A 23,137-nucleotide genomic window follows, 5' to 3' on the forward strand; every position below is an offset into this window, starting at 1 on the left:
CCATGTTGGAATCACAACTGATTCTTCGCCGCAAGTCTATTTTAGCGCCTATGGGCGAACGCCGGGACCCATACCCCCAGGGAGCAGTTCGAGGCAGGGTGGCAATTGGCATTTTTGCGCATCACGCCCGCCGCAGGGTATGGGTCCCGGATCGGCGCCGCGTCGCGCTACGCGCGTCGCGGCTTGTCCGGGACGACACTTTTGGCGGTTGCCAGGCTGCGCCTCTCATTGCGAGCTTCGCCGAGCCTTTCATGATGAGACCGTCAATGGCCGTTGGCCCGGGCGTCAAAGGCGGAGAGCACGGCGAGCGTCATCGCGGTGATGCCAGTCTCGATGGTCGGCCTCGGCACCGGCGCAAACCGTTGCGAGTGGTTCGGCGGCAGCCGCGGACCGTCATGACGTGCAGCCGCGACGCGCTCCGGATCATGGACGCCGATGCTGAAGACCATCGACGGCACGCCGGCCTTGACGTACTCCGAGTAGTCGTCACCTTCGGTGCTCGGCGGCGATCTCGTCAACCTGTCGCCGAACGCCGCCTTCAGCACCGGCTCGGCCGCCGCGACGACCGCGTCATCGTTGATCACGGCATCCGTGCGCTGCTCCAACTCGATACCGGGCGACGGAGCGCCGGCCTTGGCGGTTCGTTCGATCTCCTCCAGCATCTTGGCGCGGGCCTCCGGCCTGAAGCTCCTGATGGTGAGGGGCACGACCAACGCCTTCTGCAGGCTCTCGCTGGCGGTGCCGCCGCGGATCGCTCCGACGAGGACGCCGGGCTCGGTTGGGTCCTTCTCGCGGCTGATCATGCTCTGTAGGTCGACAAGGAAGCGTCCCGCCATCATCAACGGGTTGTCATGGACGCCGTCGTCGAAGTGGATGGACAGGGCATCCATGCTCGGTGAACCGACGCCGGCCCGATACGTCACCTCACCATGCGCGAAGCCGCCGGTGTGGAGGGCGAAGCCGACATCGGGTTTCGGGAAGCGGGTGAACAGCCCATCGGCAAGCATCGCCTTCGCGCCCGCGACCTCTTCCTGCGCCGGCTGCGCGACGAACATCAGCGTGCCCTTCCACTTATCCTTCAGGCTGACCAGCGTCTTCGCCGTGCCGACCCAGCTCGCCATGTGCACGTCGTGGCCGCAACCATGCGCGACGAAGGTCTCGCGTCCGTTCCAGTTGGCCTTGTCGTGGCTCGCATAGGGCAGGCCGGTCTTCTCCTCCATCGGCAGCGCATCGAGCTCGGTGCGCACCATGACCGTCGGGCCGTCGCCATTGCGGTAGAGCGCGACGAGCCCGGTCTTGCCGACCTTCTCCGTCACCTCGAAGCCGAGCCCGCGCATCTGCTCGGCGAGCTTCGCCGCCGTCTCGACCTCCTGGAACGCCAGCTCCGGATGGGCGTGCAGATCCTTGTAGAGCTCATCGAGCGCGGGGTAGTCGCGTTCGAGCGAGGCTGCGATCGTGGATTTCAAGGCTGCGACGTCGAGCTCGGCATGAGCCGGGGGCGCGGCCAGCGCGATCAGCGTGGCCGACGCGAACAGAAGCCCGAGCGACTGCTTCATGGATTGGCTCCACAACAACTGTGGCCTACTCTACGACCCATCGGCTTTGCCGCCCAGCACGTCTTTCGGCATCTTCGCGGCTTGCAAGGAGCACTGGCTTGTCAGAGAGGCTCAACATCTCCTCAGGCTATCCATTCGAGGAGACCTACGGCTATGCGCGGGCGGTGAGGGTCGGCAACCAGGTCTTCGTCTCGGGGACGACTGCGCGCGGTATCGATCTGGACAGCGATGCCTTCGGCCAGGCAACGAGCGCGATGGGCATCATCGCCGGCGCCTTGCAGCAGGCCGGGGCGGATCTTCGGCACGTGGTGCGGACGGTGGTCTACGTGACCGACATGGCAGACACCGACGCGGTGGCCCGGGCGCATAGCGTGGCCTTCGGGGCGGTGCGGCCCGCGAGCACGCTGGTGAAGGTCGCGGGCCTCACGCCCGAGACGGCCCGGGTCGAAATCGAGGTCACCGCCATCGTTCACGACTGAGCATCGCGGCGGTCGGGCGTCGTGAGCCGTGGCCTCACCCGCCCAGCACGTCCTTCTGCATCTTGCCGCCGTAGAAGTGGAAGAACGGCACGGCTGCGTCGTGGCGCAGGGGGCCGGTGGCGAGGCGGCGGTCGAGTTCGTTGAGGACGTTCCGGGTCATCGGATGCAAATCGGCCAGCGGTTTTGAGCCGAGCTCGACCCAGACCAGCTCGACCAGCTCGGCATCGGCGTGGATGACGCCGTCGACGCGATGCGTGATGGCGGAGGCGTCTGCCGTGAAGAAGCGGGTGTCGAAGCGCTTGATGCGGCCGGGCGGGGTGATGGCGCGGGCGATCAAATAGAGACCGGAGGGATCGGGCAGCAGACCGGCTTCAGAAAATGGTGCCCAGGGCCCATCGAGCTTGGGGGCGGGGCCGTCGACCTTGCGTCCGAGGCAGAGACCGGTTTCCTCGCAGGCCTCGCGGATCGCGGCGACGGCCAGCGACTTTGCGCGCGACGCCGTCGTCTGCGGCTTGCCCTTGAACAGGTTGGCTTCGAGCTCGGCGGGCATGGGAGCGGCGACCGGAATGCGGTGATCAGTCTTGTCGACGCGGCCGCCGGGGAAGACGAACTTGCCGGGCATGAACACGACCTTGTCGTGGCGCTTGCCGACCAGCACCTTCGGCACCGCGCTGCTGCGATCAACCAGGATCAGGGTCGCGGCATCGCGCGGCTTGGTGTAGGGGTGGTGGTCCGCTTCCTTCTCGGCGGGCTTGCCCGCCGGTGCGCCCGTCGCCTGTGCCGTGTCGCTCATGTCCTCCCCGCTTTTTCTTATTAGTTGAGAATCTGGTCGCTCATACCGGCGGAATGCCTTCCACCGGATGCTCGTCGAAGCCGTGCATGCGGAACGCCCATTGCAGCCCGACCACGGCGCCCTTGACCGGCTGCAGCAGCGCGAGCGACGAGATCAATGTGACCGGCAGATAGATCGCGAGCTGCAGCGCTACCGGCGGCGCGTAGTTGGTCTCGACCGAGAGCACCAGCGGCACGATGATATGGCCGACGATGACGATGACGAGATAGGCGGGAAGATCATCGGCGCGGTGGCCGGAAAAATCCTGGCCGCAATGGTCGCAATGATCCGCGACCTTCAGGAAGGCGCGGAACAGCCTGCCTTCGCCGCAGCGCGGGCAGCGGCCGCGCAGCCCGCGCTTCATCGCCGTCCAGACGTCGCGCTTCTCGGCGGCGCCAGCGTCACGTGTCCAGGTTTGCGGCAATGCGCGGGGCGTTGAACTCATGGCGTCCATGATCTGCCTTTCTTCGATGTGCCGGGCTTGCGTTTTGCCCCTGCCTTTTGATTTTTCTTGGGGCTTTTTTCCTTACGCTTCGGCCGGGGCTCGGACCTGCCCGGCTTCGACGATTTCGCCTTGACGGTGCTCTTGCGCCTCGGCCCGGCGCCGCGCGGGTGACGCGACACCAGCACGTCGGCCTGCGTCAGCAGTTCGAAGCGCAGCGCGCCGGCCACCGGTTGAGCTTCTACCAGACGCACGTCGACGACGTCACCCAGCCGATGCATGGCACCGCTGCGCTGGCCGATCAGCGCATGGCGCGTCTCGTCATAGTCGAAATATTCCGTGCCGAGGGTGCGGATCGGAACCAGGCCGTCCGCACCGGTGTCGTCGAGCTTGATGAAGAGACCTGCCCGGGTGACGCCGGAGATGCGGCCCTGGAAGGTGGCGCCGACGCGGTCGGCGAGGTGATGGGCGATCAGCCGGTCGGCGGTCTCGCGCTCGGCCTTCATCGCGCGCCGCTCGGTGACCGAGATCTGCGCCGCGACCTCGGCGAGATGGTCCGGCGTCTCGCTGTCGGGCAGGGCGCCGTCGCCCAGGCCCAGCGCGCGCAACAGGCCACGATGCACGACGAGGTCGGCGTAGCGGCGGATCGGCGAAGTGAAATGCGCGTAGCGGCGCAGGTTCAGGCCGAAATGTCCGTAATTGTCGGTCGAATATTCCGCCTGCGCCTGCGAGCGCAGCACCACCTCGTTGACGAGATGCTCGTAGTCCTGGCCGGCCACCAAAGTGAGCACGCGGTTGAACAGCGACGGCCGCAGCGCGCCTGATTTGGCGAAGGGCACGTCGAGCGTCTTCAAGAACTCCTGCAGCGCATGGATCTTCTCCACCGTCGGCTCGTCATGCACGCGGTAGATCAGCGGCAGCGCCTTTTTCTCCAGGAGCTCGGCCGCGGCCACGTTGGCCGAGATCATGAACTCCTCGATCAGTCTGTGGGCGTCCAAGCGTTCGGGCACGACGACGCGATCGACGGTGCCGTCTTTCTTGAGCAGGATCTTGCGCTCGGGAATGTCGAGGTCGAGCGGGTCACGTGCGTCGCGGCCGCGCTTGGCGACCTCATAGGCCGCATAGAGCGGCTTCAGGATCGGCTCGAGCAGGGGACCCGTGGTGTCGTCCGGCTTGCCGTCGATCGCGGCCTGCGCCTGCGCATAGGACAGTTTTGCGGCGGAGCGCATCAGCACGCGGTGGAACGAGTGCGAGCGCTTGCGGCCGTCGGCGCCGATCACCATGCGCACGGCAAGCGCGCCGCGCGCTTCGCCCGGCACGAGCGAGCAGAGATTGTTCGAGATTCGCTCCGGCAGCATCGGCACGACGCGGTCGGGGAAGTACACCGAATTGCCGCGGATCAGCGCGTCGCGATCGAGCGCCGATCCCGGCCGCACGTAGTAGGCGACGTCGGCGATCGCGACGTGGAGAATGAAGCCGCCGACATTGCTCGGATCGGGATCCGGCTCGGCATGAACCGCGTCGTCATGGTCCTTGGCGTCGGGCGGATCGATCGTGACCAGCGGCAGGTCGCGCCAATCCTCGCGGCCCTTCAAGGTCGCGGGCTGCGCGGCCTCGGCCTCGGCGATCGCTGCGGCCGAGAAGTCCATCGGGATCTCGTGGGCGTGGATCGCGATCAGGCTGATCGCCTTCTCGGTCGCGACCGAGCCGTAGCGCTCCTTCACGCGGCCGGCGGGCAGGCCGTAGCCGCGGCCGCGCAGCAGGTCGACGCTGATGAGGTCGCCGTCCTTGGCGTCCCTGGTGTCGCCGGGCGCGATCGCAAGCTCCCGTCCCGCCTGCTTCTTGTCGACCGGAATCAGGCGCCCGCCGCCATTGGGGCTCGTCTTGAAAATGCCGAGCACGCGGTTGCGCGCCTGGTCGAGCACCTTGAGCACACGGCCGCGATAGGCGACGCCGTCGTCGTCCTTGATCGGCTCGACGCGGAGCAAAGCGCGATCGCCGACGCCGGCGGTGGCGCCCGGCTTGGCGAGGCGATGCGCATAGATGCGGATCCGGGGCGGCTCGGACTGCTCGGCCTCGTCCCATTCGGCAGGCCTCGCGATCAGCTCGCCGTCGCTGTCGCGGCCGGTGATGTCGGCCACCAGCGTGGCCGGCAGGGTCGCGGGCTCGACGATCTTCTTGCGGCCGCTCTTCTTGACGGTGCCGTCGGCGACGAGCTCGCGCAGCAGCTGCTTGAGCGCGACCCGGTCGGCATTCTTCAGGCCGAAGGCGCGGGCGATGTCCTTGGTGCCAACCTTGCCCGGATTGGCGCGGATGAAGGCGACGATGGCCTCCCGCGGAGGGAAGCCGATGTCGCTCTTTTGGGTCATTTTCTCATCCGCGGGCCTTGCCGGCGCTCTTCTTGGCGGGTGGCTTCGCCGCAGGCTTGGCCGAGGTCTTGGCGGCCTTGGCGACGGGCGCACGCGCCTTGCTGGTGGAGTCTGATTTCGGCTTGGCCGCGGCCTTCTTGACCACGGCCTTCTTGGCTGGCTTCGGCGAGTCGTCATCGCCGCCAGCCTTGGGCTTGGCCGCTTTCTTGGCCGGCTTCGCCGCCTTGCCTTTCGCCTTGCCGCCGCCCTTGGCGGCGCGCTCGTCGAGCAGGGCGATCGCCTCGGCCAAGGTGATCGTGTCCTTCTCCTTGTCGCCGGGAATGGTGGCGTTGACGCCACCCGCGGTGACATAGGCGCCATAGCGGCCGGCCTTGACGGCGACCGCGCCGAGCGACGGATGGTCGCCGAGCGCCTTGCCCGGATCGGCGCCGAAGCGCTTGCTCGGCCCCTTGGCAATCTTCTCGGCAATCAGCGTGACGGCGCGGTTGAGGCCGATGTCGAACACCTCGTCGCCGGCCTCCAGGCTCGCATAGGTCTTGTCGTGCTTCACGAACGGCCCGAAGCGGCCGAGACCGGCCGTGATCGGGAGGCCGCTCTCCGGGTGCTTGCCGATCTCACGCGGCAGCGACAGCAGCTTGAGCGCCAGCTCGAGATCGACGTCCGACGGCTGTGTGCCCTTCGGGATGCCCGCACGCTTCGGCTTCTCGCCCTCGGCGTAGTCCTTCTGCTCGCCGAGCTGGATGTAGGGCCCGAACCGGCCCGCCTTGACCGCAACGTCGAGGCCCGAATCGGGATCCTGGCCCAGAATGCGATCGGCCGCGGCTTCGCTGTCGGCGGCGAGCGGACGGGTGTAGCGGCACTCAGGATAGTTTGAGCAGCCGACGAAGGCGCCGAACTTGCCGGCCTTCAGGTTCAGACGCCCGGTGCCGCAGGTCGGGCACTGCCGGACGTCGCCGCCGTCCGCGCGCGGCGGATAGATGTGCGGGCCGAGCATCTCGTCGAGCGCGTCCAGCACCTGCGCGACGCGCAGATCCTTGATGTCGTCGACGGCACCGATGAAGCCGGTCCAGAAATCCCTCAGCACCTGCTGCCAGGCGATCTCGTTGTTGGAGATGCGGTCGAGCTGCTCCTCCAGATCCGCCGTGAAATCGTATTCGACGTAACGCCGGAAGAAGTTCTCCAGGAACGCGATCACGACGCGGCCCTTGTCCTCGCCATGCAGCCGCTTCTTCTCCAGCTTCACATAGCCGCGGGCTTTCAGCACATCGAGGATCGAGGCGTAGGTCGAGGGCCGGCCGATGCCGAGCTCCTCCATGCGCTTGACCAGCGACGCCTCGGAGAAACGCGGCGGCGGCTCGGTGAAGTGCTGGGTCACCGCGAGGTTCTGGCGCTTCAGCGCCTCGTTCGGGCTCATCTGCGGCAGCCGGCGGCTATCCTCGTCCTCCTCGTCGTCGCGGCCTTCCTGATAGAGCGCGAGGAAGCCGTCGAACTTGATGACCTGGCCGGTGGCGCGCAGCTCCAGGGTGCGCGCGCCCGCCTTGGCCGTGATGTCGACCGTGGTGCGCTCGAGCTCGGCCGATTCCATCTGGCTCGCGATCGTGCGGGTCCAGATCAGCTCATAGAGTTTGGCCTGGTCGTCATCGAGCCGCTTGCGCAGATCGGCCGGCTTGCGCGACAGGTCGGTCGGGCGGATCGCCTCGTGCGCCTCCTGGGCGTTCTTGGCCTTGGTCTGGTACTGGCGCGGGCTCTCCGGCACATATTTGTTGCCGTAGATCTCGCCGATCACCTTGCGCGCCTGGGTGATGGCCGAGCCGTCGATCTGCACGCCGTCGGTTCGCATATAGGTAATGAGACCGGTGGTCTCGCCGCCGATGTCGATGCCTTCATAGAGACGCTGCGCGATGCGCATGGTGTGCGCCGGCGCGAAGCCGAGCTTGCGGCTCGCCTCCTGCTGCAGGGTGGAGGTCGTGAAGGGCGCCTGCGGATTGCGCCGCGCCGGCTTGGCATCAACGGTCGCAACCGTGAAGGTCGCGGCGTTCAGCGCGGTCTTGAAATCCTCGGCTTCCGCTCCGGTGCCGATGTCGAGCCGCTGGATCTTCTTGCCGTCGGCGCCGACGAGGCGCGCCTCGAAGGTGTCGCCGCGGGGCGTCGCCAGGGTTGCGACCAGCGACCAGTATTCGCGGGCGACGAACTTCTCGATCTCGAGCTCGCGATCACACACCAGCCGCAGCGCGACCGACTGCACGCGGCCGGCCGAGCGGGCGCCCGGCAGCTTGCGCCATAGCACGGGGGAGAGCGTGAAGCCGACGAGGTAATCGAGTGCGCGGCGCGCCATATAGGCGTCGACCAGCGCGCCGTCGATCTGGCGCGGATGCTTCATCGCCTCCGAAACGGCCTGCTTGGTGATGGCGTTGAAGACCACGCGCTCGATCTTCTGATCCTTGAGCGCGCGCTTCTCCTTCAACACCTCCAGCACGTGCCACGAGATTGCCTCACCCTCGCGATCCGGGTCGGTGGCGAGAATCAGGCGGTCCGCACCCTTCAAAGACTTGGCGATGTCGTTGAGTCGGCCGGCCGCCTTGGGGTCGACCTCCCAGATCATCCGGAAATTTTCGTCCGGATCGACGGAACCATTCTTGGCCGGAAGGTCACGGACATGGCCGAACGAGGCCAGAACCTCATAGGAGGAGCCCAGATACTTATTGATCGTCTTGGCCTTGGCAGGCGACTCCACGATGACGATGTTCATGTATTTCCAATGACTTAGTGGAAGGATTGAAGCTGGTTTCGCGGGATTCGCGCACGCCTCGTTGATCCGAACATGGGTGGTGAGGCGGTTCCTGTCAAATCGAGGGATGTTGAAAGCTGATTGCGTTACTTCGGCGAAGTACCTATCAGGTTGTAGGAAGCGCTATGGGAACCGCGCTCCTTTTATGATGTTTTTCGTCAAAGTCCCGACGTTGGATACAGTTGTTGGCCAAGGCAGCGGACAAACACGACCCGGACGTTGAGGTGACGGTGGAGGATGCTGACGCCGCTGCCGCGCTGATCGCCGAGGTGACGGCCAGCCTGTCGCAACTGGCGCAGCGCCACAATCTCGACATGCTCGACTATCTCCTGCGCATGGCCAGTCTGGAGGCCGAGGAGCATCTCAGGCTGCGCAGCCGGCGCAGGCTCTGCTGACCCTCGGTTGACAGGCGCGCCTAGCGCGGCGCCAGGGTGGTCGCTTCCGGCGCCAGTGGCGTGCCGTCGTCGGCGCAGAGAAGCAGCTTGCGCACCGGCCTGTGTTGGGCGCGATCCACCAGCACGGTCGCGATCTCCTCGGGGTGCTCGTCGAATTCCTCGCTCCATTGGCGCAGCGCGACCAGGATCGGAAACAGGCCGCGGCCTTTCGGCGTCAGCACGTAGTCGCGATAGGGGCTGCCATCGGAGGCCGGCTCGGTGGCGAGAATGCCGCGATCGACGAGCGCGCGCAGACGCACCGTGAGAATGTTCTTCGCCATCCCGAGGCTGCGCTGAAACGCGCTGAACCGGCGGACGCCGAGAAACGCGTCGCGGATGATGAGCAGGGACCACCAATCGCCAATCGCGTCCAGCGACCGGGCGATCGGGCAGGGGGCGCCTGCGAGACTGGTACGTTTGACCATCACATCGTCCTTCGTCCCATCACGGCGCGCGCCGCTCCGGCCGGTAGCGGCCCGCGGCGGTCACGTGCTTGTGTGGTTGCGTTATAGAACCGACCCGCTTAAGTCGTCCATGTGGTTTCATGATGAAACTATATGGAGATGGATGTGAGGCTTTCAAACAAGACGGCACTGATTACCGGCGGCAGCAGCGGCATCGGACTTGCGACCGCGCGCCGCTTCGTCGCGGAAGGCGCATCGGTGGCCATCACCGGGCGCGATGCGAGACGGCTCGAAGCTGCGGCGCGGGAGCTCGGGCCGAACGCGCTGGCCCTGGTGGCCGATGCCACCGACATCGCCGCCACGGAAGCTGCGGTCGCGCGCGCAGCCGAGCGCTTCGGCCAGCTCGACATCCTGTTCGCCAATGCCGGCATTCCCGGCGCGACGCCGGCTGGAGCAACCAAGCCGGAGGTGTTCGAGCAGGTGATCCGCACCAACCTGACCGGCGTGTTCTTCACCGTACAGGCGGCGCTGCTTCATCTCCGCAAGGGCGCCTCCATCATCCTCAACGGCTCGGTGATCTCGGTGCTCGGCAATCCCGGCTATTCGGCCTACGCCGCGAGCAAGGCGGGCGTGCGTGCGATGGCGCGGGTGCTGGCGTCCGAGCTGTCGCCGCGCGGCATCCGCGTCAACGTGGTCGCGCCCGGCGCCATCCGGACGCCGATCTGGGGTGCGGCCCTCGCGACGCCGGATGCAGAGAAGGCGTTCGAGGCCCGGATTGCCGCGACGACGCCGCTCGGCCATATCGGCGAGCCCGAGCACATCGCGAGCACGGTGCTGTTCCTGGCATCGGACGACGCCGCGCACATCCAGGGCCAGGAGCTGTTCGTCGACGGCGGCGCCACCAGCTCGCCGGCCGGTGCGCCGATCTATCGGGGATAGCCGGCCGGTTCCGCGGGGTCGGGGTCTGCGCATTGGAAGGCGGTGGCTGCGAGCTGCAGCCACCGCGGGACCTAAGCGGCAAGGCCGCTTGCGGTCTGAATCGCATTTGCCAGTGCCTGCTCGCGTTGCTCAGGGCCGATCTGGACGCCGTCCGCGGCGATGAATTCGAGATCCGTGACGCCGATGAAGCTGAAGACACTGCGCAAATAAGTCTCCAGGTGTTCGAATGCCGCCATCGGCGTGTCCACGCCGTAGTGGCCGCCGCGCGAGACGGCGACGATGACGCGCTTGCCGCCGGCGAGCCCCTGCGGGCCGTTCGGGCCATAGGTAAAGGTCTTGCCCCTGACGGCGATGCGGTCGATCCAGGCCTTGAGCTGGCTCGGGATGGAGAAGTTGTACATGGGGGCGCCGATCACGACGATATCGGCGGCCAGGAATTCCTCGAGCACGGCCTGTCCGGCGGCGACCTCAGCCTTCAGTGAGGGATCGTCGACAGGCGCTCCGTAGGCAATGGCAACGTGCGTTCCGGAGAGGTGCGACAGCGGCTCGGCGGCGACGTCCCGGTAGGTCACCTCCAGCCCCGGCGTGACCTGGCGGAAGCGGCCGACGATCGCGGCGGAGACCTGACGGCTGACGGAGTTGGGGCCGAGCACGCTGGAGTCGATGTGAAGGAGTTGGGTCATGGGTCAGTCACCTTGGTATTGGTTTGTAACTGGCGCACTATGAGTGACTGTGCTGTAACCCCACAAGAACGCACATTTTTGAAACCCGGGCACAGACGTGACACTTGAGAACAGTGATGATCCCGACCTTCCAATGCAGCCGGAGCACAATGATTGCCGGGGCGTGGCTGCGATCCTGGCGCGCGTCGGCGACAAATGGAGCGTGTTCGTCATCATGATGCTGCAGGACGGGCCGAAGCGCTTCAACGAGCTGAAGCGCCTGGTGGGAGGCATCTCGCAGCGGATGCTGACCTTGACCCTGCGCGGTCTCGAACGCGACGGGCTGGTCACGCGGACGGTGTTCCCGACCATTCCGCCACGCGTGGATTATGAATTGACCGATCTCGGCCGCGGCCTGTCGCAGCCGGTTCAGGCGCTTGGGCAATGGGCGATCCAGCACCGCGAGCGGATCGAGCAGGCGCGCTCGCGCTTCGATGCGCGACGGGACGCCGGTTGAGGCCGACGCTACAGCAGCGATACCATCCCGCCGCCGTGCCGTTCCAGCCGGCCGGCGAGCTCGAGCTCCAGCAGCACCATGCGCAGCACCGCGGGTGAGAGGCCGCTAATCCGGATCAGGTCGTCGATCGAGACCGGCGTCGGGCCGAGCAGCGCGGCGATCTGGGCGCGATCGTGGTTCTCGGGATCGGGCGCGAACAGCTCCTCTTCCGGTTCCGGCTCACGCAGCGACAAGGGCAGTGGCCGATCCAGGATCGGGCCGACCGCCTGGATGATGTCGGCCGCTTCGGTCACCAGGGTGGCGCCCTGCTTGATCAGATCGTTGGTGCCGGCCGAGCGCGGATCGAGCGGCGAGCCCGGCACGGCGAACACCTCGCGGCCCTGCTCGCCGGCCATGCGGGCGGTGATCAGGGAGCCCGATTTATGCGCGGCCTCGACCACGACCACGCCGAGCGAAGCGCCGGAGATCAGCCGGTTGCGGCGGGGAAAATCGCGGGCGCGCGGCTCATGTCCCAGCGGCATTTCCGAGATCGCGGCGCCATTGCCGGCGATGATGGCGCCGAGCAGGGGGACATGCTCGGGCGGATAGATCCGGTCGTGGCCGCCGGCGAGCACCGCGACGGTGCCGCTCGCAATGCTCGTCCGGTGGGCGGCCTGATCGATGCCGCGCGCCAGACCGGAGATGATGACGAAGCCGGCCTGGCCGAGCTCATGGGCGAGCACGCCTGCGAACTTCAGCCCCGCCGCTGAGGCATTGCGCGACCCGACGATGGCGATCATCGGGCGCATCAGGGTGTCCCGGGCGCCGCGGATGGCAAGCAAGGGCGGCGCGTCCTCGCAGGTGGCGAGGCGTGGTGGATAGCCATCCTCCTCCGGTGCCCGCAGCTGCACGCCCTGTCGTTCGCAGGCGTCGAACTCGGCCTCGGCCTCGTCGGACGTGCAGATCCGGCCGGCTGCGGCGGCGCCGCCGCGACGGGCCAGATCCGGCAGCCGGTCGAGCGCGATGCGCGCGGTGCCGAACTGGTCGAGCAGCGCCCGGAAGGTGCGCGGTCCTATATTGTCGGAGCGGATCAGGCGCAGCCGGTCGCGCCGTTCGGTCTCGCTCAGCTCGATCGTCGTGTTGATGGCGTCCACGCAAAACCCCCTCGCAGAGGGGGCCAGCATGGAACAACCCGAGGGCGCAGGGAAGAGGGCGCGCTACGCCGGCGCTACGTCGCGCATGTCTGCCGGAGTGGCGATGGGAGAAGCCTCCGCGGGCTGCTGCTCGTCCTGGATGGTCAGCGTCGTGCCGGCAGGCGCATCGCGCAGCCAGCGGTCGGCTGCATCGCGTCCGCGCTGATGCAACATCGCGATGAAGTCGCTGCCGAGATCGGTGGCGTCGCGCTGCGCCAGCGCGTCGATCTCGTCCTCGGCGGCCAGCCGGTGCACCCGGGGCGGATGCAGGCCGTCGCTGCGTGCCCATTCGAGCGCCGCAAGCTCGGCGTTCAGAACAGCATTGGCGGCGACCTGGTCGAGGCGGCGGTCGATCGCGGCGGAGGTCACGGGCACGTAGCCATCCCGCGTCGGCGTGACCTGGACCACCAGCAGATCGGCCGCGCTGGAGTCGTGCGCGATCTGGATCAGGGGCGGATTGGCGACGTAGCCGCCGTCCCAATAGGCGTCGTCGCCGATGTCGACGGCGGCGTGCAGCTGGGCCGGGCAGGTCGAGGCGAGCAGCACGTCCGGCGTGATCTCACCATTGCGGAAGATCTGCGGACGGCCGTCGCGGACCCGGGTTGCCGAAATCAGCAGGCGGGGCGCGCCCGCGCTCTGCACGGCGTCGAAATCGATCGTCTCCGCAAGCCTGTCCCGCAGCGGATCGAGATCGAGCGGGTCGGCGCGACCGCCGCGCAGGCCCGCGCCGAACGACACCGCGCTGCTCGCCGGCGAGAAGGCGCCGATCATCATCAGCGAGCGGAACGAGGCCTCTTCCATCAGCCGGGTCCAGAACAGCGCGAGCCGATTGCGCGCTTCGTCGCGGCCGCCATGGGCGAGTCCGCTCGCGAGCAGCGCGGCGTTGATGGCGCCGGCGCTGGCGCCGCTGATCGTATCGAAATCGCAGGCCGGCTCTTCGAGCAGACGGTCGAGCACGCCCCAGGTGAAGGCCGAGAAGGTTCCGCCGCCCTGCAGCGCCAGCGACAGCTTGCGCGGCGGCCACATCCGCGGCGGCGGCGGCAGGGTGGCGCTGGCGATCGTCTCGGCGAGCGACCGCTCCGGCGCGTCGGCCGGCTTCGGCTCGGCAAGCCCAGCGGTGATCATGTCGATCACGGCGGCGACGCCTTCGGCCGGCGTGCTCGCCGGTGCCGCCACCATGCTCTCTGTGATCGAATCTTCAGCTGCGGCTGGACTCACGGCCGGCACCGCGGCAGGCGTCGGTTCAACGGCCTGATGGGTGGCGACGAACGGATCATCCGTCGACCAGATCTGAGCCGCGGAGAGGAGGGCGCTGGCGCTTGAGCGGACCGGTGTGGACATTTGCTGCGCCGACTCCTCATCAGTGCGGACATCGCCTGTGCAACGAGCCGCTTGAATTGGTCTTGCGTAATCAGATGCCGGAATCATGACAGGCAATCATGATTCACGCCAGAGTCTCGCGCTGACTTATCAGCTGATCAAACAGGTGTGTTGCCGCGCCGCCTCTGTGATTACTGCTCGCAACACACATTCTCCGTATTTGCCCGGAGTTATTACTTCTTCGCGCCGATCCTGCTCTCGGTGCCGGCCTGCAATCGCTTGATGTTTTCGCGATGCATGTAAATGAGCAACAAGGTGAGCAGCGCAAATAAGGCAGCCAGCACGGTGTGGCCGAAAGCCCACAGCACGATCGGAGTCAGCACGCTCGCGACGAGTGCAGCGAGTGATGAGTAGCGGAGCGCGAAGGCGGTGGCGAGCCAGACGAGGCAGAAGAAGATCGCACCGGGCCAGAACAGGCCGATCAGAATACCGATGTAGACCGCGACGCCTTTGCCGCCGCGGAACTTCAGCCACACCGGGAATAGATGTCCGAGGAAGGCGCCGAGACCGGCGATCATCGCGGCGTTCGGGCCACCGAAATATCCGGCGATGATCACGGCCGTCGTACCCTTGAGCGCATCACCGAGCAGGGTGGCCGCCGCGAGCCCCTTGCGTCCGGTGCGCAGCACGTTGGTGGCGCCGATATTGCCGGAGCCGATGCTGCGCAGATCCTGCGTGCCGGCGAGCTTGGTCAGGATCAGGCCGAACGGGATGGAGCCCAGGAGATAGCCGATGATGAGGGCGACGGGCAGGAAGGCTTCGGATCCCATCACTCTACTCCTTCCGCGGTCTGCCGTGCGTCAGACATGTTCGAACACGGTGCGGCCGCCGACGATGGTGCGGACGACGCGTCCGGTGAAGCGGGCCTCGTCGAACGGCGTGTTCTTGCACAGCGATTTGAGGTCGGCCGGATCGAGAATCCAGGGCACGTCCGGATCGATCACGATGATGTCGGCGGGCGCGCCGGCCCGCAAGGTGCCGCCGGGCAGGCCGAGCAGTTCCGCCGGGCGGGTCGACATCGCGCGGATCAGCGTCGTCCAGCTGAGCTCGCCGCTGTGCACGAGCCGCAGCGATGCCGAGAGCATTGTCTCCAGACCGACCGCGCCGCTGGCGGCTTCCGCGAACGGCAGCCGCTTGACCTCGACGTCCTGCGGATTGTGATCGGACATGATGACGTCGATCAGCCCGGAGGCCAGCGCCTCGACCAGCGCGCGGCGGTCGACCTCGGTGCGCAACGGCGGCGTCAGCTTCAGGAAGGTGCGGTAGGGGCCGATGTCGTTCTCGTTCAGGGTGACATGGTTGATCGAGACCGCAGCGCTCACCGAAAGGCCCGCATCGCGGGCGCGCTTGAGCACGTCGAGCGAGTCGACCGAGCTCAGCGCCGCGGCGTGGTACCGCCCCCGGCTGAGCGCCACGAGACGCATGTCGCGCTCGAGCACGACGGCCTCCGCCGCGGGCGGAATTCCCTCCAGGCCGAGGCGCGAGGCGAACTCGCCTTCATTCATGACGCCTTCGCCGACGAGTTGCGGGTCCTCGGTGTGATGCACGATCAGCGCGTCGAAGTCGCGGGCATAGGTCAGCGCCCGGCGCATCACCTGCGCGTTCATCACGCTGGTGTGGCCGTTGGAGAAGGCCACCGCGCCGGCCGCGCGCAGCAGGCCGATCTCGGTCATCTCCTCGCCGCGCAGGCCCTTGGTCAGCGCCGCCATCGGGTGGATGTTGACGATCGCCGTGTCGCGCGACCGCCGCAGCACGAAGTCGACGGTCGCCGAATTGTCGATGACCGGCTCGGTGCCGGGCTGGCAGATGATGGTGGTGATGCCGCCGGTGGCGGCGGCCTGGCTGGCGCTGGCAAAGGTCTCGCGATGGCCGAGGCCCGGCTCGCCGACGAAGGCGCACATGTCGATCAGGCCGGGCGCCACGATCTTGCCGGCGCAGTTGACGACATCGGTTCCCTCGGGAACACCGGCGGCGCCGATGCCGCGCTTGAGATCGCGGATCACGCCATCGGCGATCAGCACGTCACCGGGACCGTCGATGTCGCGGGAGGGATCGATCACGCGCGCATTGGCGAGCAGGATCGGGCGGCGATCGGTCAGCATGGCGTTTCGTCCCGAGTTCTGTTCACGCGTTGGGCAGGTTGCGGGCCAGCGCTTCGAGCACGGCCATGCGCACGGCAACACCCATTTCGACCTGTTCCCGGATCAGCGATTGCGCACCGTCGGCGACGATGGAGTCGATCTCGACGCCGCGATTCATCGGCCCTGGATGCATCACCAGCGCATCTGGCTTGGCGTAGGCGAGCTTCTTCTGGTCGAGGCCGAAATACTGGAAATACTCCGACGACGACGGCACGAACGAGCCGTTCATGCGCTCGCGCTGCAGCCGCAGCATCATCACGATGTCGGCGCCGTTGAGGCCCTCGCGCATGTCGCGCGCGACCTCGACGCCCATGCGCTCGATGCCAGGTGGCAGCAGGGTGGAGGGCGCGACGACGCGGACGCGCGCGCCCATCGTGTTCAAGAGCAGGATGTTGGAGCGCGCCACGCGCGAATGCAGCACGTCGCCGCAGATCGCGATGACCAGGCCCTCGAGACGGCCCTTGTTGCGGCGGATCGTCAGCGCGTCGAGCAGCGCCTGGGTCGGGTGCTCGTGCGCGCCATCGCCGGCATTGATCACAGAGCCGTCGACCTTGCGGGCCAGCAGTTCCACCGCGCCTGACGCGTGGTGGCGGACCACCAGGATGTCGGGATGCATCGCGTTGAGCGTGACCGCGGTGTCGATCAGGGTCTCGCCCTTCTTGATGGACGAGGACGACACCGACATGTTCATGACGTCGGCGCCGAGCCGCTTGCCGGCAAGCTCGAACGAGGACTGGGTCCGCGTCGAGGCCTCGAAGAACAGGTTGACCTGGGTCCGGCCGCGCAGCACGGTGCGCTTCTTGTCGACCTGACGATTCAGTTCGACATACTCCTCGGACAGGTCGAGGAGACCGGTGATGTCATGGGCGGAAAGGCCCTCGATTCCCAGCAAATGCCGGTGCCCGAGGACGAAAGTCGATTTCGGTGAGGTTGCCATTAAAGCCAGAGCTATAGGGGCGGTTTCCGCGGGGAGCAAGGCCCAAAGCCGGGGTTCCGAGTTATCCCCCGTTCCGTCTTTGGGCGCTCGCAAATCCGTGCGGTGGCGGTCGGCCGCTATCGGAGGCCTGCTCCGTTCCGCCGTGATGCTGCTGGCCGGTATTGCGCCGGCCTGGGCCGAGCCGCTGCCGGCCGATTTCGTCAACCTGCGCGACCTCGATCCGACGATCGTGCAGGACATCCGCTATGCCGGCGCCAACAATTTTGTCGGCCGTCCGTTGCGGGGCTACGAGGCCGCCGAATGCATCGTGACGCGGGACATCGCGCGGCGGCTGAAGGCGGTTCAGGCCGAGCTGCGGCCGCGCGGCCTGTCGCTGAAGATGCTCGACTGCTACCGGCCCGCGCGCGCGGTCGTGGACATGCTGGCGTGGTCGCAGGATGGTGCGGAGAGCGCGGACAGCCGCCGCTACAATCCGCGCATCGCCAAGTCGGATCTGTTCCGGCTCGGCTACATCGCCGCACGCTCCAGCCATTCCAGCGGAGCGGCGCTCGATCTGACATTGGTGGAGCTCAAGGCCGATGGCGTGGTGTTCGATCCGGCCAAGGACTACGCCGATTGCACGGCGCCGGCGGCGCGGCGCGCGCCCGAGGGCAGTGTCGACATGGGAACCGGCTATGATTGTTCCGACGTGAAGGCGCATACCGCCGCCAAGGACCTCACACCCGAGCAGCGACGCTGGCGTGAGACACTCGTGACCGCCATGGCGCGGCAAGGGTTTGTGAACTATGCCAAGGAGTGGTGGCACTTTTCGCTGCCGGGCGCTGCCACGACCACCTATGATTTTCCCATTCGGCCGCGCCGATGATCGATCCCTGCAGGGCACGGCCATGACCCAGCCATCGTTCGAGACCCAGGTCTTCAACCAGGTCTTCGCCGGGCGTGGTGCCATCGATCTCGATCCCGCCGATATCTGTACCTTGCTGGAGCGTGCCCTGCCTTGACCCAGTCTTCCGAAGCCGCCGTCGTCGATTCCCTCGATCCCGCGAATCTGCCGCAGCAGATCGGGCCCGCGCAGCATCAGCCGCGTACGCTCGGGTTCTGGTGGACCGCGCTGTGGGGCTTCGTGATCTTCATCGCGCTGTTCGCCGGCCAGGCCGCCGTGGTCGGCTATTTCATGCTCGTCCATGAAGGGCCGGTCGACGCAAGCGCGCTGGTCCACATCGCGAGCCGCGGACTGACCTTGTCGCTGTCGGTGATCATGGGACTGCCGGCCGTGCTGCTCGCGGTCTACTTTGCCGTCCGCCATACCCGCACGCCGTTCGCCGAGTATCTCGGCCTGCGCTGGACCTCGTGGAAGTATGTCGGCATCGGCATCGTCGGGATGATCGTGATCGTCGTTGCGTGGGACCTGATGTCGCGCGCCACGGGGCGCGAGATCTCGCCGGGCTTCATGCTGGATGTCTTGAAGACGGCCAAGGGCGACGGCACGGTCTGGCTGATGGTGATCGCGTTCTGCGTCGCCGCGCCGCTGTCGGAGGAATTGTTCGCCCGCGGCTTTCTCTATCGCGGCTGGTCGGATTCGTTTTTGCGGGTGCCCGGCGCGATCATCCTGTCCTCTCTGGTCTGGACCGCGATGCATCTCCAATATGACTGGTACTTCTTCCTGGAGGTGTTCGCGCTCGGCCTGTGGTTCGGCTATCTGCGCTCGGTCAGCCATTCCACCGGGCTGACCATCGTGCTGCACGGCCTGAACAACCTCGCCGCCACGGTGCAGACGATGTGGCTCGCCGCCGGAAACAGCTAAGCGGGAAATCCGCGCGCCTGTCGCTGATCACCTCATCTCTATTGCTTCGTTTGGATCGCCGGGATGTCCTAGCCGGCAGCGACCAGCGCGATGAAGACCGGCATCGTCAGCGCCGCCAGCACCGTCTGCAGCGAGATTATCTGTGCCAGCAGCGGCGCATCGCCGCCCATCTGCTTGGCCAGCACATAGGCGCTCGGCGAGGTCGGCACCGCGGCGCAGATCGAGACCACCACGAGGTTCGGGCCGGTGACGCCGAACCATCCCGCGAGACCGATCGCCAGGATCGGCATCAGCACCAGCTTGAGCAGCACGCCGAGGGCCGCGGCCGGTCCCGCGCGGCGCAAGCCTTCGAAGTGCAGACCCGCACCCGTGACCAGCAGGCCGATCGGCAACGAGGCCTGCGCGAGCGCATCGGCGACATCGTGCCAGAGCTTTGGCGGCTGCACATGCGCAACGTTGAGGACAAGCCCGACGACGCAGGCCCAGATCAGTGGATTGCGGACGATCGTGGCGATGATCTCGCCGGTCGACCGCCGCGTGGGCGAGGCATAATGGGCAAGGACAGCGACGCTGAGGACGTTGACCATCGGAATGATCGCGATCATTCCGACCGAGGCCGCCGCGAGGCCGCTCGGGCCGAACAGGCTGCCTGCAACGCTGAGCGCGACATAGGTCTGCCAGCGGGTCGCGCCCTGGAAGATCGACGTGAAGGCGGGGCCATCGACGCCGGAACGTGTGAGCAGCGGTCGCAAGGCAAGGCAGAGGAGGGACATCACGAGCGCGGCAAGCAAGAGCGCGCCGCCGACGCCGGCCACGGGCACCTTGGCGAGGTCCGCCTTGACCAGGCTCTGCACCAGCAGCGCCGGAAACAGCACATAATAAGTGAGCCGCTCCAGCCCGTGCCATTGCGTGTCGAGCCGGATGAGGCTGCGGCGCAGGCCGAAGCCGATCACGATCAGCAGGAACACCGGCGCCAGCGCTGCAAAGACGGCGCCCATGCTATTGGCCGGATCGGCGTAGCGTCGTCAGCCGGTCGAGCGCGCCCTGCAGGATGAAGATCGCCGCATGGGTGTCGATCACCTCGGCGCGCCGGGCGCGGCTGACGTCCAGGCCGATCAGCTCGCGCTCGACCGCCGCCGTCGACAGCCGCTCGTCCCACAGTCCGATCGGCAGTGCCGTCAGGTTCGCAAGATTGCGCGCGAACGCCCGGGTCGATTGCGCCCGCGGACCCTCGCTGGCGTCCATGTTGATCGGCAGGCCGAGCACGAAACCGACCACCTTGCGCTCGGCTGATATCGCGAGCAGACGCGCCGCATCGGCCTTGAAGGCCTTGCGCTGGATGGTCTCGACGCCGGTGGCGAGCTTGCGGTCCGGATCGGAGACGGCGACGCCGATGGTCTTGGTGCCCAGGTCGAGGCCTATGAGCGCGCCGCGCTCGGGCCAAAGGCCAGCGGCGTCGATGAGGGGGAGGATGGGAGCGGGCATGCGCGCCGCTTAGCATGGGCGCATCTGCCGGGCCAGCAGGGCTGCGCACGAGTTGTCGTTGCGCTGCAATCGTCCTATATGTCGTGTCGACCCGTGAACAGGAGGGGTGCCGTGGATCGCAGGACCAACATTGCCCGCCGCTTTGTGTCCTCTGCCATCACGGTTGCTCATGCCCTCCTTCGTGACGCTCGACGCGGTCGCCGCCGCCACTCCTGACCACCATCGTCTGTTCGACAATCTCACGCTGTCCATTGGCGCCGAGCGCGTCGGTCTGGTCGGCCGCAACGGCTCCGGCAAGTCGAGCCTGCTGCGGATCGTCGCCGGTACATCGGAGCCGGCCGCTGGAATGGTGACGCGAAGCGGGACGCTCGGTCTGCTGGCGCAGCAATGGGACCCCGCGCTGCGCGTGGATGAGGCGCTCGGCATCTCAAATGATCTCGCAATCATCGACCGGATCGTTGCCGGGAACGGCCATGACGAGGATCTCGCGCGCGCCGATTGGAGCCTGCCCGGCCGGGTCGAGGACGCGCTCATCGAGGCCGGGCTGGGGGACATCGGACTCGATCGTTCGATCGAGTCGCTCAGCGGTGGCGAGCGGACGCGGATCGGCATCGCACGGCTGCTGATCGAGGCGCCCGACCTGCTGCTGCTCGACGAGCCCACCAACAATCTCGATGCCGTCGGCCGCGCCGCGATCGGCCGGCTCGTGCAGAGCTGGCGCGGTGGCGTGCTGGTCGCCAGCCACGACCGCGCGCTGCTGGAGATGATGGACCGGATCGTCGAACTGACCCTGGTCGGGGTCCATATCGTCGGCGGCGGCTGGTCGATGTTCGCAAAGGCGCGGGATGACGCGCGGGCGCGGGCGGCCGCTGCGCTGGACCACGCCGATGCCCGCTTGCGCGACGTCGGCCGCGCCGTGCAGCGCCAGCGCGAAGCCAAGGCGCGCAAGGACAAGGCCGGGCGTGCTTTCGCCGCGCGCGGCTCGGCGCCGAAGATCCTGCTCGGCGCGCGCGCCGAGCGCGCTGAGAACAGCGGTGGACGCGCGCAGCGGCTTGCCGAGCGGATGATGGCGGAGGCGAGCGAGCAGGCCGATCAAGCGCGGCGGAACGTGGAGGTGTTGACGCCTCTGTCGATGGTCCTGCCGCCGACGGGGCTTGGCGCCGGCACTGAGCTGCTCGCGATGGACGATGTGGTCGTGAGTGCAGGCGACAGGAGGTTCGGTCCATGGACGCTGCACGTCAGGGGCCGTCAGCGGATCGCGATCGCCGGGCGGAATGGCGCCGGCAAGACGACGCTGCTGAGGGCTGCGATCGGCGCGCTTCCGCTGGTGGCCGGGATGGTCCGGCGCGCCGACGGGCGGATCGCGCTGCTGGACCAGCACGTCGCGCTGCTCGATCGTAGCGACAGCATCATCGGCAATTTCCGCCGCCTGCATCCGGCGCTGACCGCCGAGGCGGCGCATGCCGCCTGCGCGCGCTTCGCGTTCCGCAACCGCGACGCCGAGCAGCGGGTGGAGACGCTCTCCGGCGGCGAGCGGCTGCGCGCGGGTCTGGCCTGTGTCTTTGCTGGCGAACGGCCGCCCTGGCTCCTGCTGCTGGACGAGCCGACCAATCATCTCGACATCGCTTCAATCGAGATCCTGGAGCAGGCGCTGCGCGACTTCGACGGCGCGCTGCTCGTCGTCAGCCACGATCCGTCGTTTCTCGCCGCGATCGGGATCACGCAGGAGTTCGTCGTCAATGGCTGAGCGGGCACGACACGCCATGCCGTGCCCGCTCAGGTCGAGCGTTAGCGGATCGCGATCGGGTTGATGTTGCCCTGGACGCCGCCGCGCCAGCGCGGCTGGCCCAGCACGAACAGGAACTCGTAGCCCTTGTCCTTGGCGAGGTCGGCCGTGTTCATGTTCTCCAGGATGTAGGTCCCGTTCATCGCCAGCAGGATCTGGTGCACCTCGAACAGGTTCGGCGACTCGAACGGGATCGCCTCCACCGCCCAATTGTCGGCGCCGACCGCAACCACGCCCTTCGAGGTCAGGTATTTGGCGCCTTCGACGCCGAGGCCGGGCTCACCCGCGCCATAGCGCTTGTCGTCCTTGCCGATCAGGCCGAGCCAGCCGGTGTGGAAGATCACGATGTCGCCCTGGCGGATCTCGACGCCTTGTTTCTTGGCGGCCTCCTCGATCTCCGTGACGTTGAAGGCGGTGCCTTCCTTGACCACGTCGGTGTTGTAATAGGCGGCCATGTCGAGCAGCACCCCGCGCGCGACCAGCGGCGGAACCTTCTCGATGCCGAGCTTCTTCAGCCCGGTCGGATCGGCGAAGTCGAGCAGCTTATTGCCGTTGTAATAGACGTGCTCGATGCCGAGATGGCCGAGGCCGTCGATCTGGCTGCCGACGCCGACCCAGCCCTCGATGATGTCGTCATTATATGTCGCCTTGTTGGGCCCCAGGCCGGGGATGCCGGCCTGTCCCGGCTGCACCACGGTGATCTTGAACGAACGCGGCGGGTAGGCGGGCGTCTTGGAATCGATGATCATGCCGAGCGGATAGGTCTTGCCGGTCTTCACCAGCGAGGCGGCTTTGACCACGAGTTCCGGCGTCATGTAGTTGGCGGCGCCGATCTCGTCCTGCGGGCCCCATTTCGATTTCGTCCAGTCCTGCTTGTCCTGGGCATTTGCCGTCCCGATCGCACCGATCATGGCGATCGAACAGCACAACACGAGCGCGCTGCGCATTGTATTTCCTCCGACGTTTTTGACGTTTGTTGTGTTTCGCGCTGGCCAGCGCCGCATCCTAAC

22 protein-coding genes are annotated in these 23,137 nt (G+C 67.1%); 7 read left to right on the forward strand and 15 right to left on the reverse strand.

Annotated elements, in window-relative coordinates; translation table 11 throughout:
• Window positions 1-263: 263 nt before the first annotated feature.
• Window positions 264-1,556, reverse strand: coding sequence for an amidohydrolase (locus QQL87_RS02920; protein WP_284419506.1), 1,293 nt, complete (start codon window positions 1,554-1,556; stop codon window positions 264-266).
• Window positions 1,557-1,654: 98 nt separating this feature from the next.
• On the opposite strand from QQL87_RS02920, the gene QQL87_RS02925 reads away from it, so the two are divergent.
• Window positions 1,655-2,035, forward strand: coding sequence for a RidA family protein (locus QQL87_RS02925; RefSeq protein ID WP_284419504.1), 381 nt, complete (start codon window positions 1,655-1,657; stop codon window positions 2,033-2,035).
• 34 nt (window positions 2,036-2,069) lie between these two features.
• Here QQL87_RS02925 and QQL87_RS02930 read toward each other — a convergent pair whose 3' ends face one another.
• From QQL87_RS02930 to topA, 4 genes are read right to left on the reverse strand one after another with little or no spacing between them, the layout of a single operon-like run.
• A complete protein-coding gene (locus QQL87_RS02930) occupies window positions 2,070-2,828 on the reverse strand; it encodes an NUDIX hydrolase (protein WP_284419502.1) in 759 nt (252 codons plus the stop codon).
• A gap of 40 nt (window positions 2,829-2,868) precedes the next feature.
• On the reverse strand, window positions 2,869-3,312 hold the full coding sequence (locus QQL87_RS02935; RefSeq protein ID WP_284419501.1) for a DUF983 domain-containing protein: 444 nt from the start codon (window positions 3,310-3,312) through the stop codon (window positions 2,869-2,871).
• The gene (gene rnr, locus QQL87_RS02940; RefSeq protein WP_284419500.1) at window positions 3,309-5,678 is read right to left on the reverse strand and encodes a ribonuclease R; all 2,370 of its coding nucleotides are present in this window, start codon (window positions 5,676-5,678) and stop codon (window positions 3,309-3,311) included. Before rnr ends, QQL87_RS02935 begins: the two co-directional genes overlap by 4 nt.
• Before the next feature lie 4 nt (window positions 5,679-5,682).
• Complete coding sequence (gene topA / locus QQL87_RS02945; RefSeq protein WP_284419499.1) at window positions 5,683-8,427, reverse strand: type I DNA topoisomerase; 2,745 nt, start codon at window positions 8,425-8,427, stop codon at window positions 5,683-5,685.
• A gap of 224 nt (window positions 8,428-8,651) precedes the next feature.
• On the opposite strand from topA, the gene QQL87_RS02950 reads away from it, so the two are divergent.
• Window positions 8,652-8,861: a hypothetical protein gene (locus QQL87_RS02950; RefSeq protein WP_284419497.1), complete on the forward strand. Its 210-nt coding sequence runs from the start codon at window positions 8,652-8,654 to the stop codon at window positions 8,859-8,861.
• Window positions 8,862-8,881: 20 nt separating this feature from the next.
• On the opposite strand, the gene QQL87_RS02955 is transcribed toward QQL87_RS02950, so the two are convergent.
• Entirely contained in the window at window positions 8,882-9,325 is a 444-nt protein-coding gene (locus QQL87_RS02955; RefSeq protein ID WP_284419495.1) for a winged helix-turn-helix transcriptional regulator, read from the reverse strand.
• Between the two features lie 144 nt (window positions 9,326-9,469).
• Between QQL87_RS02955 and QQL87_RS02960 the strand changes: the two genes are divergently transcribed.
• Window positions 9,470-10,243, forward strand: coding sequence for an SDR family NAD(P)-dependent oxidoreductase (locus tag QQL87_RS02960; protein ID WP_284419493.1), 774 nt, complete (start codon window positions 9,470-9,472; stop codon window positions 10,241-10,243).
• A gap of 71 nt (window positions 10,244-10,314) precedes the next feature.
• On the opposite strand, the gene QQL87_RS02965 is transcribed toward QQL87_RS02960, so the two are convergent.
• The gene (locus QQL87_RS02965; RefSeq protein WP_284419491.1) at window positions 10,315-10,926 is read right to left on the reverse strand and encodes an FMN-dependent NADH-azoreductase; all 612 of its coding nucleotides are present in this window, start codon (window positions 10,924-10,926) and stop codon (window positions 10,315-10,317) included.
• 133 nt (window positions 10,927-11,059) lie between these two features.
• Between QQL87_RS02965 and QQL87_RS02970 the strand changes: the two genes are divergently transcribed.
• Complete coding sequence (locus tag QQL87_RS02970) at window positions 11,060-11,422, forward strand: winged helix-turn-helix transcriptional regulator (RefSeq protein WP_284419519.1); 363 nt, start codon at window positions 11,060-11,062, stop codon at window positions 11,420-11,422.
• An 8-nt stretch (window positions 11,423-11,430) separates the two neighbouring features.
• Here QQL87_RS02970 and dprA read toward each other — a convergent pair whose 3' ends face one another.
• The 5 genes from dprA to QQL87_RS02995 form a co-directional block, all read right to left on the reverse strand.
• A complete protein-coding gene (gene dprA / locus QQL87_RS02975; RefSeq protein ID WP_284419489.1) occupies window positions 11,431-12,555 on the reverse strand; it encodes a DNA-processing protein DprA in 1,125 nt (374 codons plus the stop codon).
• A gap of 63 nt (window positions 12,556-12,618) precedes the next feature.
• The gene (locus tag QQL87_RS02980) at window positions 12,619-13,935 is read right to left on the reverse strand and encodes a patatin-like phospholipase family protein (RefSeq protein ID WP_284419487.1); all 1,317 of its coding nucleotides are present in this window, start codon (window positions 13,933-13,935) and stop codon (window positions 12,619-12,621) included.
• A gap of 212 nt (window positions 13,936-14,147) precedes the next feature.
• Window positions 14,148-14,744, reverse strand: coding sequence for a glycerol-3-phosphate 1-O-acyltransferase PlsY (gene plsY / locus QQL87_RS02985; protein WP_284419484.1), 597 nt, complete (start codon window positions 14,742-14,744; stop codon window positions 14,148-14,150).
• A gap of 30 nt (window positions 14,745-14,774) precedes the next feature.
• Window positions 14,775-16,076 carry a dihydroorotase gene (locus QQL87_RS02990; protein ID WP_284419482.1) on the reverse strand — a complete coding sequence of 434 codons (1,302 nt, stop codon included), beginning with the start codon at window positions 16,074-16,076 and terminating at the stop codon, window positions 14,775-14,777.
• A gap of 22 nt (window positions 16,077-16,098) precedes the next feature.
• Window positions 16,099-17,052 (reverse strand): aspartate carbamoyltransferase catalytic subunit, encoded by a 954-nt coding sequence (locus tag QQL87_RS02995; RefSeq protein ID WP_172114006.1) that lies wholly within the window; start codon window positions 17,050-17,052, stop codon window positions 16,099-16,101.
• 145 nt (window positions 17,053-17,197) lie between these two features.
• Between QQL87_RS02995 and QQL87_RS03000 the strand changes: the two genes are divergently transcribed.
• Window positions 17,198-17,917 (forward strand): M15 family metallopeptidase, encoded by a 720-nt coding sequence (locus QQL87_RS03000; RefSeq protein ID WP_284419479.1) that lies wholly within the window; start codon window positions 17,198-17,200, stop codon window positions 17,915-17,917.
• A 132-nt stretch (window positions 17,918-18,049) separates the two neighbouring features.
• Window positions 18,050-18,856, forward strand: coding sequence for a CPBP family intramembrane glutamic endopeptidase (locus QQL87_RS03005; protein WP_284419477.1), 807 nt, complete (start codon window positions 18,050-18,052; stop codon window positions 18,854-18,856).
• 68 nt (window positions 18,857-18,924) lie between these two features.
• Here the strand turns inward: QQL87_RS03005 and QQL87_RS03010 are convergent, their stop codons facing one another.
• Both QQL87_RS03010 and ruvX read right to left on the reverse strand, forming a co-directional pair.
• Entirely contained in the window at window positions 18,925-19,854 is a 930-nt protein-coding gene (locus QQL87_RS03010) for an AEC family transporter (protein WP_284419475.1), read from the reverse strand.
• A 1-nt stretch (window position 19,855) separates the two neighbouring features.
• A complete protein-coding gene (gene ruvX, locus QQL87_RS03015) occupies window positions 19,856-20,341 on the reverse strand; it encodes a Holliday junction resolvase RuvX (protein WP_284419473.1) in 486 nt (161 codons plus the stop codon).
• Window positions 20,342-20,510: 169 nt separating this feature from the next.
• Between ruvX and QQL87_RS03020 the strand changes: the two genes are divergently transcribed.
• The gene (locus QQL87_RS03020) at window positions 20,511-22,088 is read left to right on the forward strand and encodes an ABC-F family ATP-binding cassette domain-containing protein (RefSeq protein WP_284419471.1); all 1,578 of its coding nucleotides are present in this window, start codon (window positions 20,511-20,513) and stop codon (window positions 22,086-22,088) included.
• A gap of 41 nt (window positions 22,089-22,129) precedes the next feature.
• Here the strand turns inward: QQL87_RS03020 and QQL87_RS03025 are convergent, their stop codons facing one another.
• A complete protein-coding gene (locus tag QQL87_RS03025) occupies window positions 22,130-23,074 on the reverse strand; it encodes a cyclase family protein (protein WP_284419468.1) in 945 nt (314 codons plus the stop codon).
• Window positions 23,075-23,137 lie beyond the last annotated feature (63 nt).

Source organism: Bradyrhizobium sp. SSBR45G (genome assembly GCF_030159255.1).
Classification (GTDB): Bacteria; Pseudomonadota; Alphaproteobacteria; order Rhizobiales; family Xanthobacteraceae; genus Bradyrhizobium.

Coding starts and splice junctions, on each gene's coding strand:
- QQL87_RS02935 (WP_284419501.1), bottom strand. CDS start 3,312: ATGAGTTCAACGCCCCGCGCATTGCCGCAAACCTGGACACGTGACGCT.
- QQL87_RS02990 (WP_284419482.1), bottom strand. CDS start 16,076: ATGCTGACCGATCGCCGCCCGATCCTGCTCGCCAATGCGCGCGTGATC.
- QQL87_RS03025 (WP_284419468.1), bottom strand. CDS start 23,074: ATGCGCAGCGCGCTCGTGTTGTGCTGTTCGATCGCCATGATCGGTGCG.
- QQL87_RS03010 (WP_284419475.1), bottom strand. CDS start 19,854: ATGGGCGCCGTCTTTGCAGCGCTGGCGCCGGTGTTCCTGCTGATCGTG.
- ruvX (WP_284419473.1), bottom strand. CDS start 20,341: ATGCCCGCTCCCATCCTCCCCCTCATCGACGCCGCTGGCCTTTGGCCC.
- rnr (WP_284419500.1), bottom strand. CDS start 5,678: ATGACCCAAAAGAGCGACATCGGCTTCCCTCCGCGGGAGGCCATCGTC.
- topA (WP_284419499.1), bottom strand. CDS start 8,427: ATGAACATCGTCATCGTGGAGTCGCCTGCCAAGGCCAAGACGATCAAT.
- QQL87_RS02930 (WP_284419502.1), bottom strand. CDS start 2,828: ATGAGCGACACGGCACAGGCGACGGGCGCACCGGCGGGCAAGCCCGCC.
- QQL87_RS02920 (WP_284419506.1), bottom strand. CDS start 1,556: ATGAAGCAGTCGCTCGGGCTTCTGTTCGCGTCGGCCACGCTGATCGCG.
- plsY (WP_284419484.1), bottom strand. CDS start 14,744: ATGGGATCCGAAGCCTTCCTGCCCGTCGCCCTCATCATCGGCTATCTC.
- QQL87_RS02995 (WP_172114006.1), bottom strand. CDS start 17,052: ATGGCAACCTCACCGAAATCGACTTTCGTCCTCGGGCACCGGCATTTG.
- QQL87_RS03020 (WP_284419471.1), top strand. CDS start 20,511: ATGCCCTCCTTCGTGACGCTCGACGCGGTCGCCGCCGCCACTCCTGAC.
- QQL87_RS02965 (WP_284419491.1), bottom strand. CDS start 10,926: ATGACCCAACTCCTTCACATCGACTCCAGCGTGCTCGGCCCCAACTCC.
- QQL87_RS02980 (WP_284419487.1), bottom strand. CDS start 13,935: ATGTCCACACCGGTCCGCTCAAGCGCCAGCGCCCTCCTCTCCGCGGCT.
- QQL87_RS02970 (WP_284419519.1), top strand. CDS start 11,060: ATGCAGCCGGAGCACAATGATTGCCGGGGCGTGGCTGCGATCCTGGCG.
- QQL87_RS02955 (WP_284419495.1), bottom strand. CDS start 9,325: ATGGTCAAACGTACCAGTCTCGCAGGCGCCCCCTGCCCGATCGCCCGG.
- QQL87_RS03000 (WP_284419479.1), top strand. CDS start 17,198: ATGCTGCTGGCCGGTATTGCGCCGGCCTGGGCCGAGCCGCTGCCGGCC.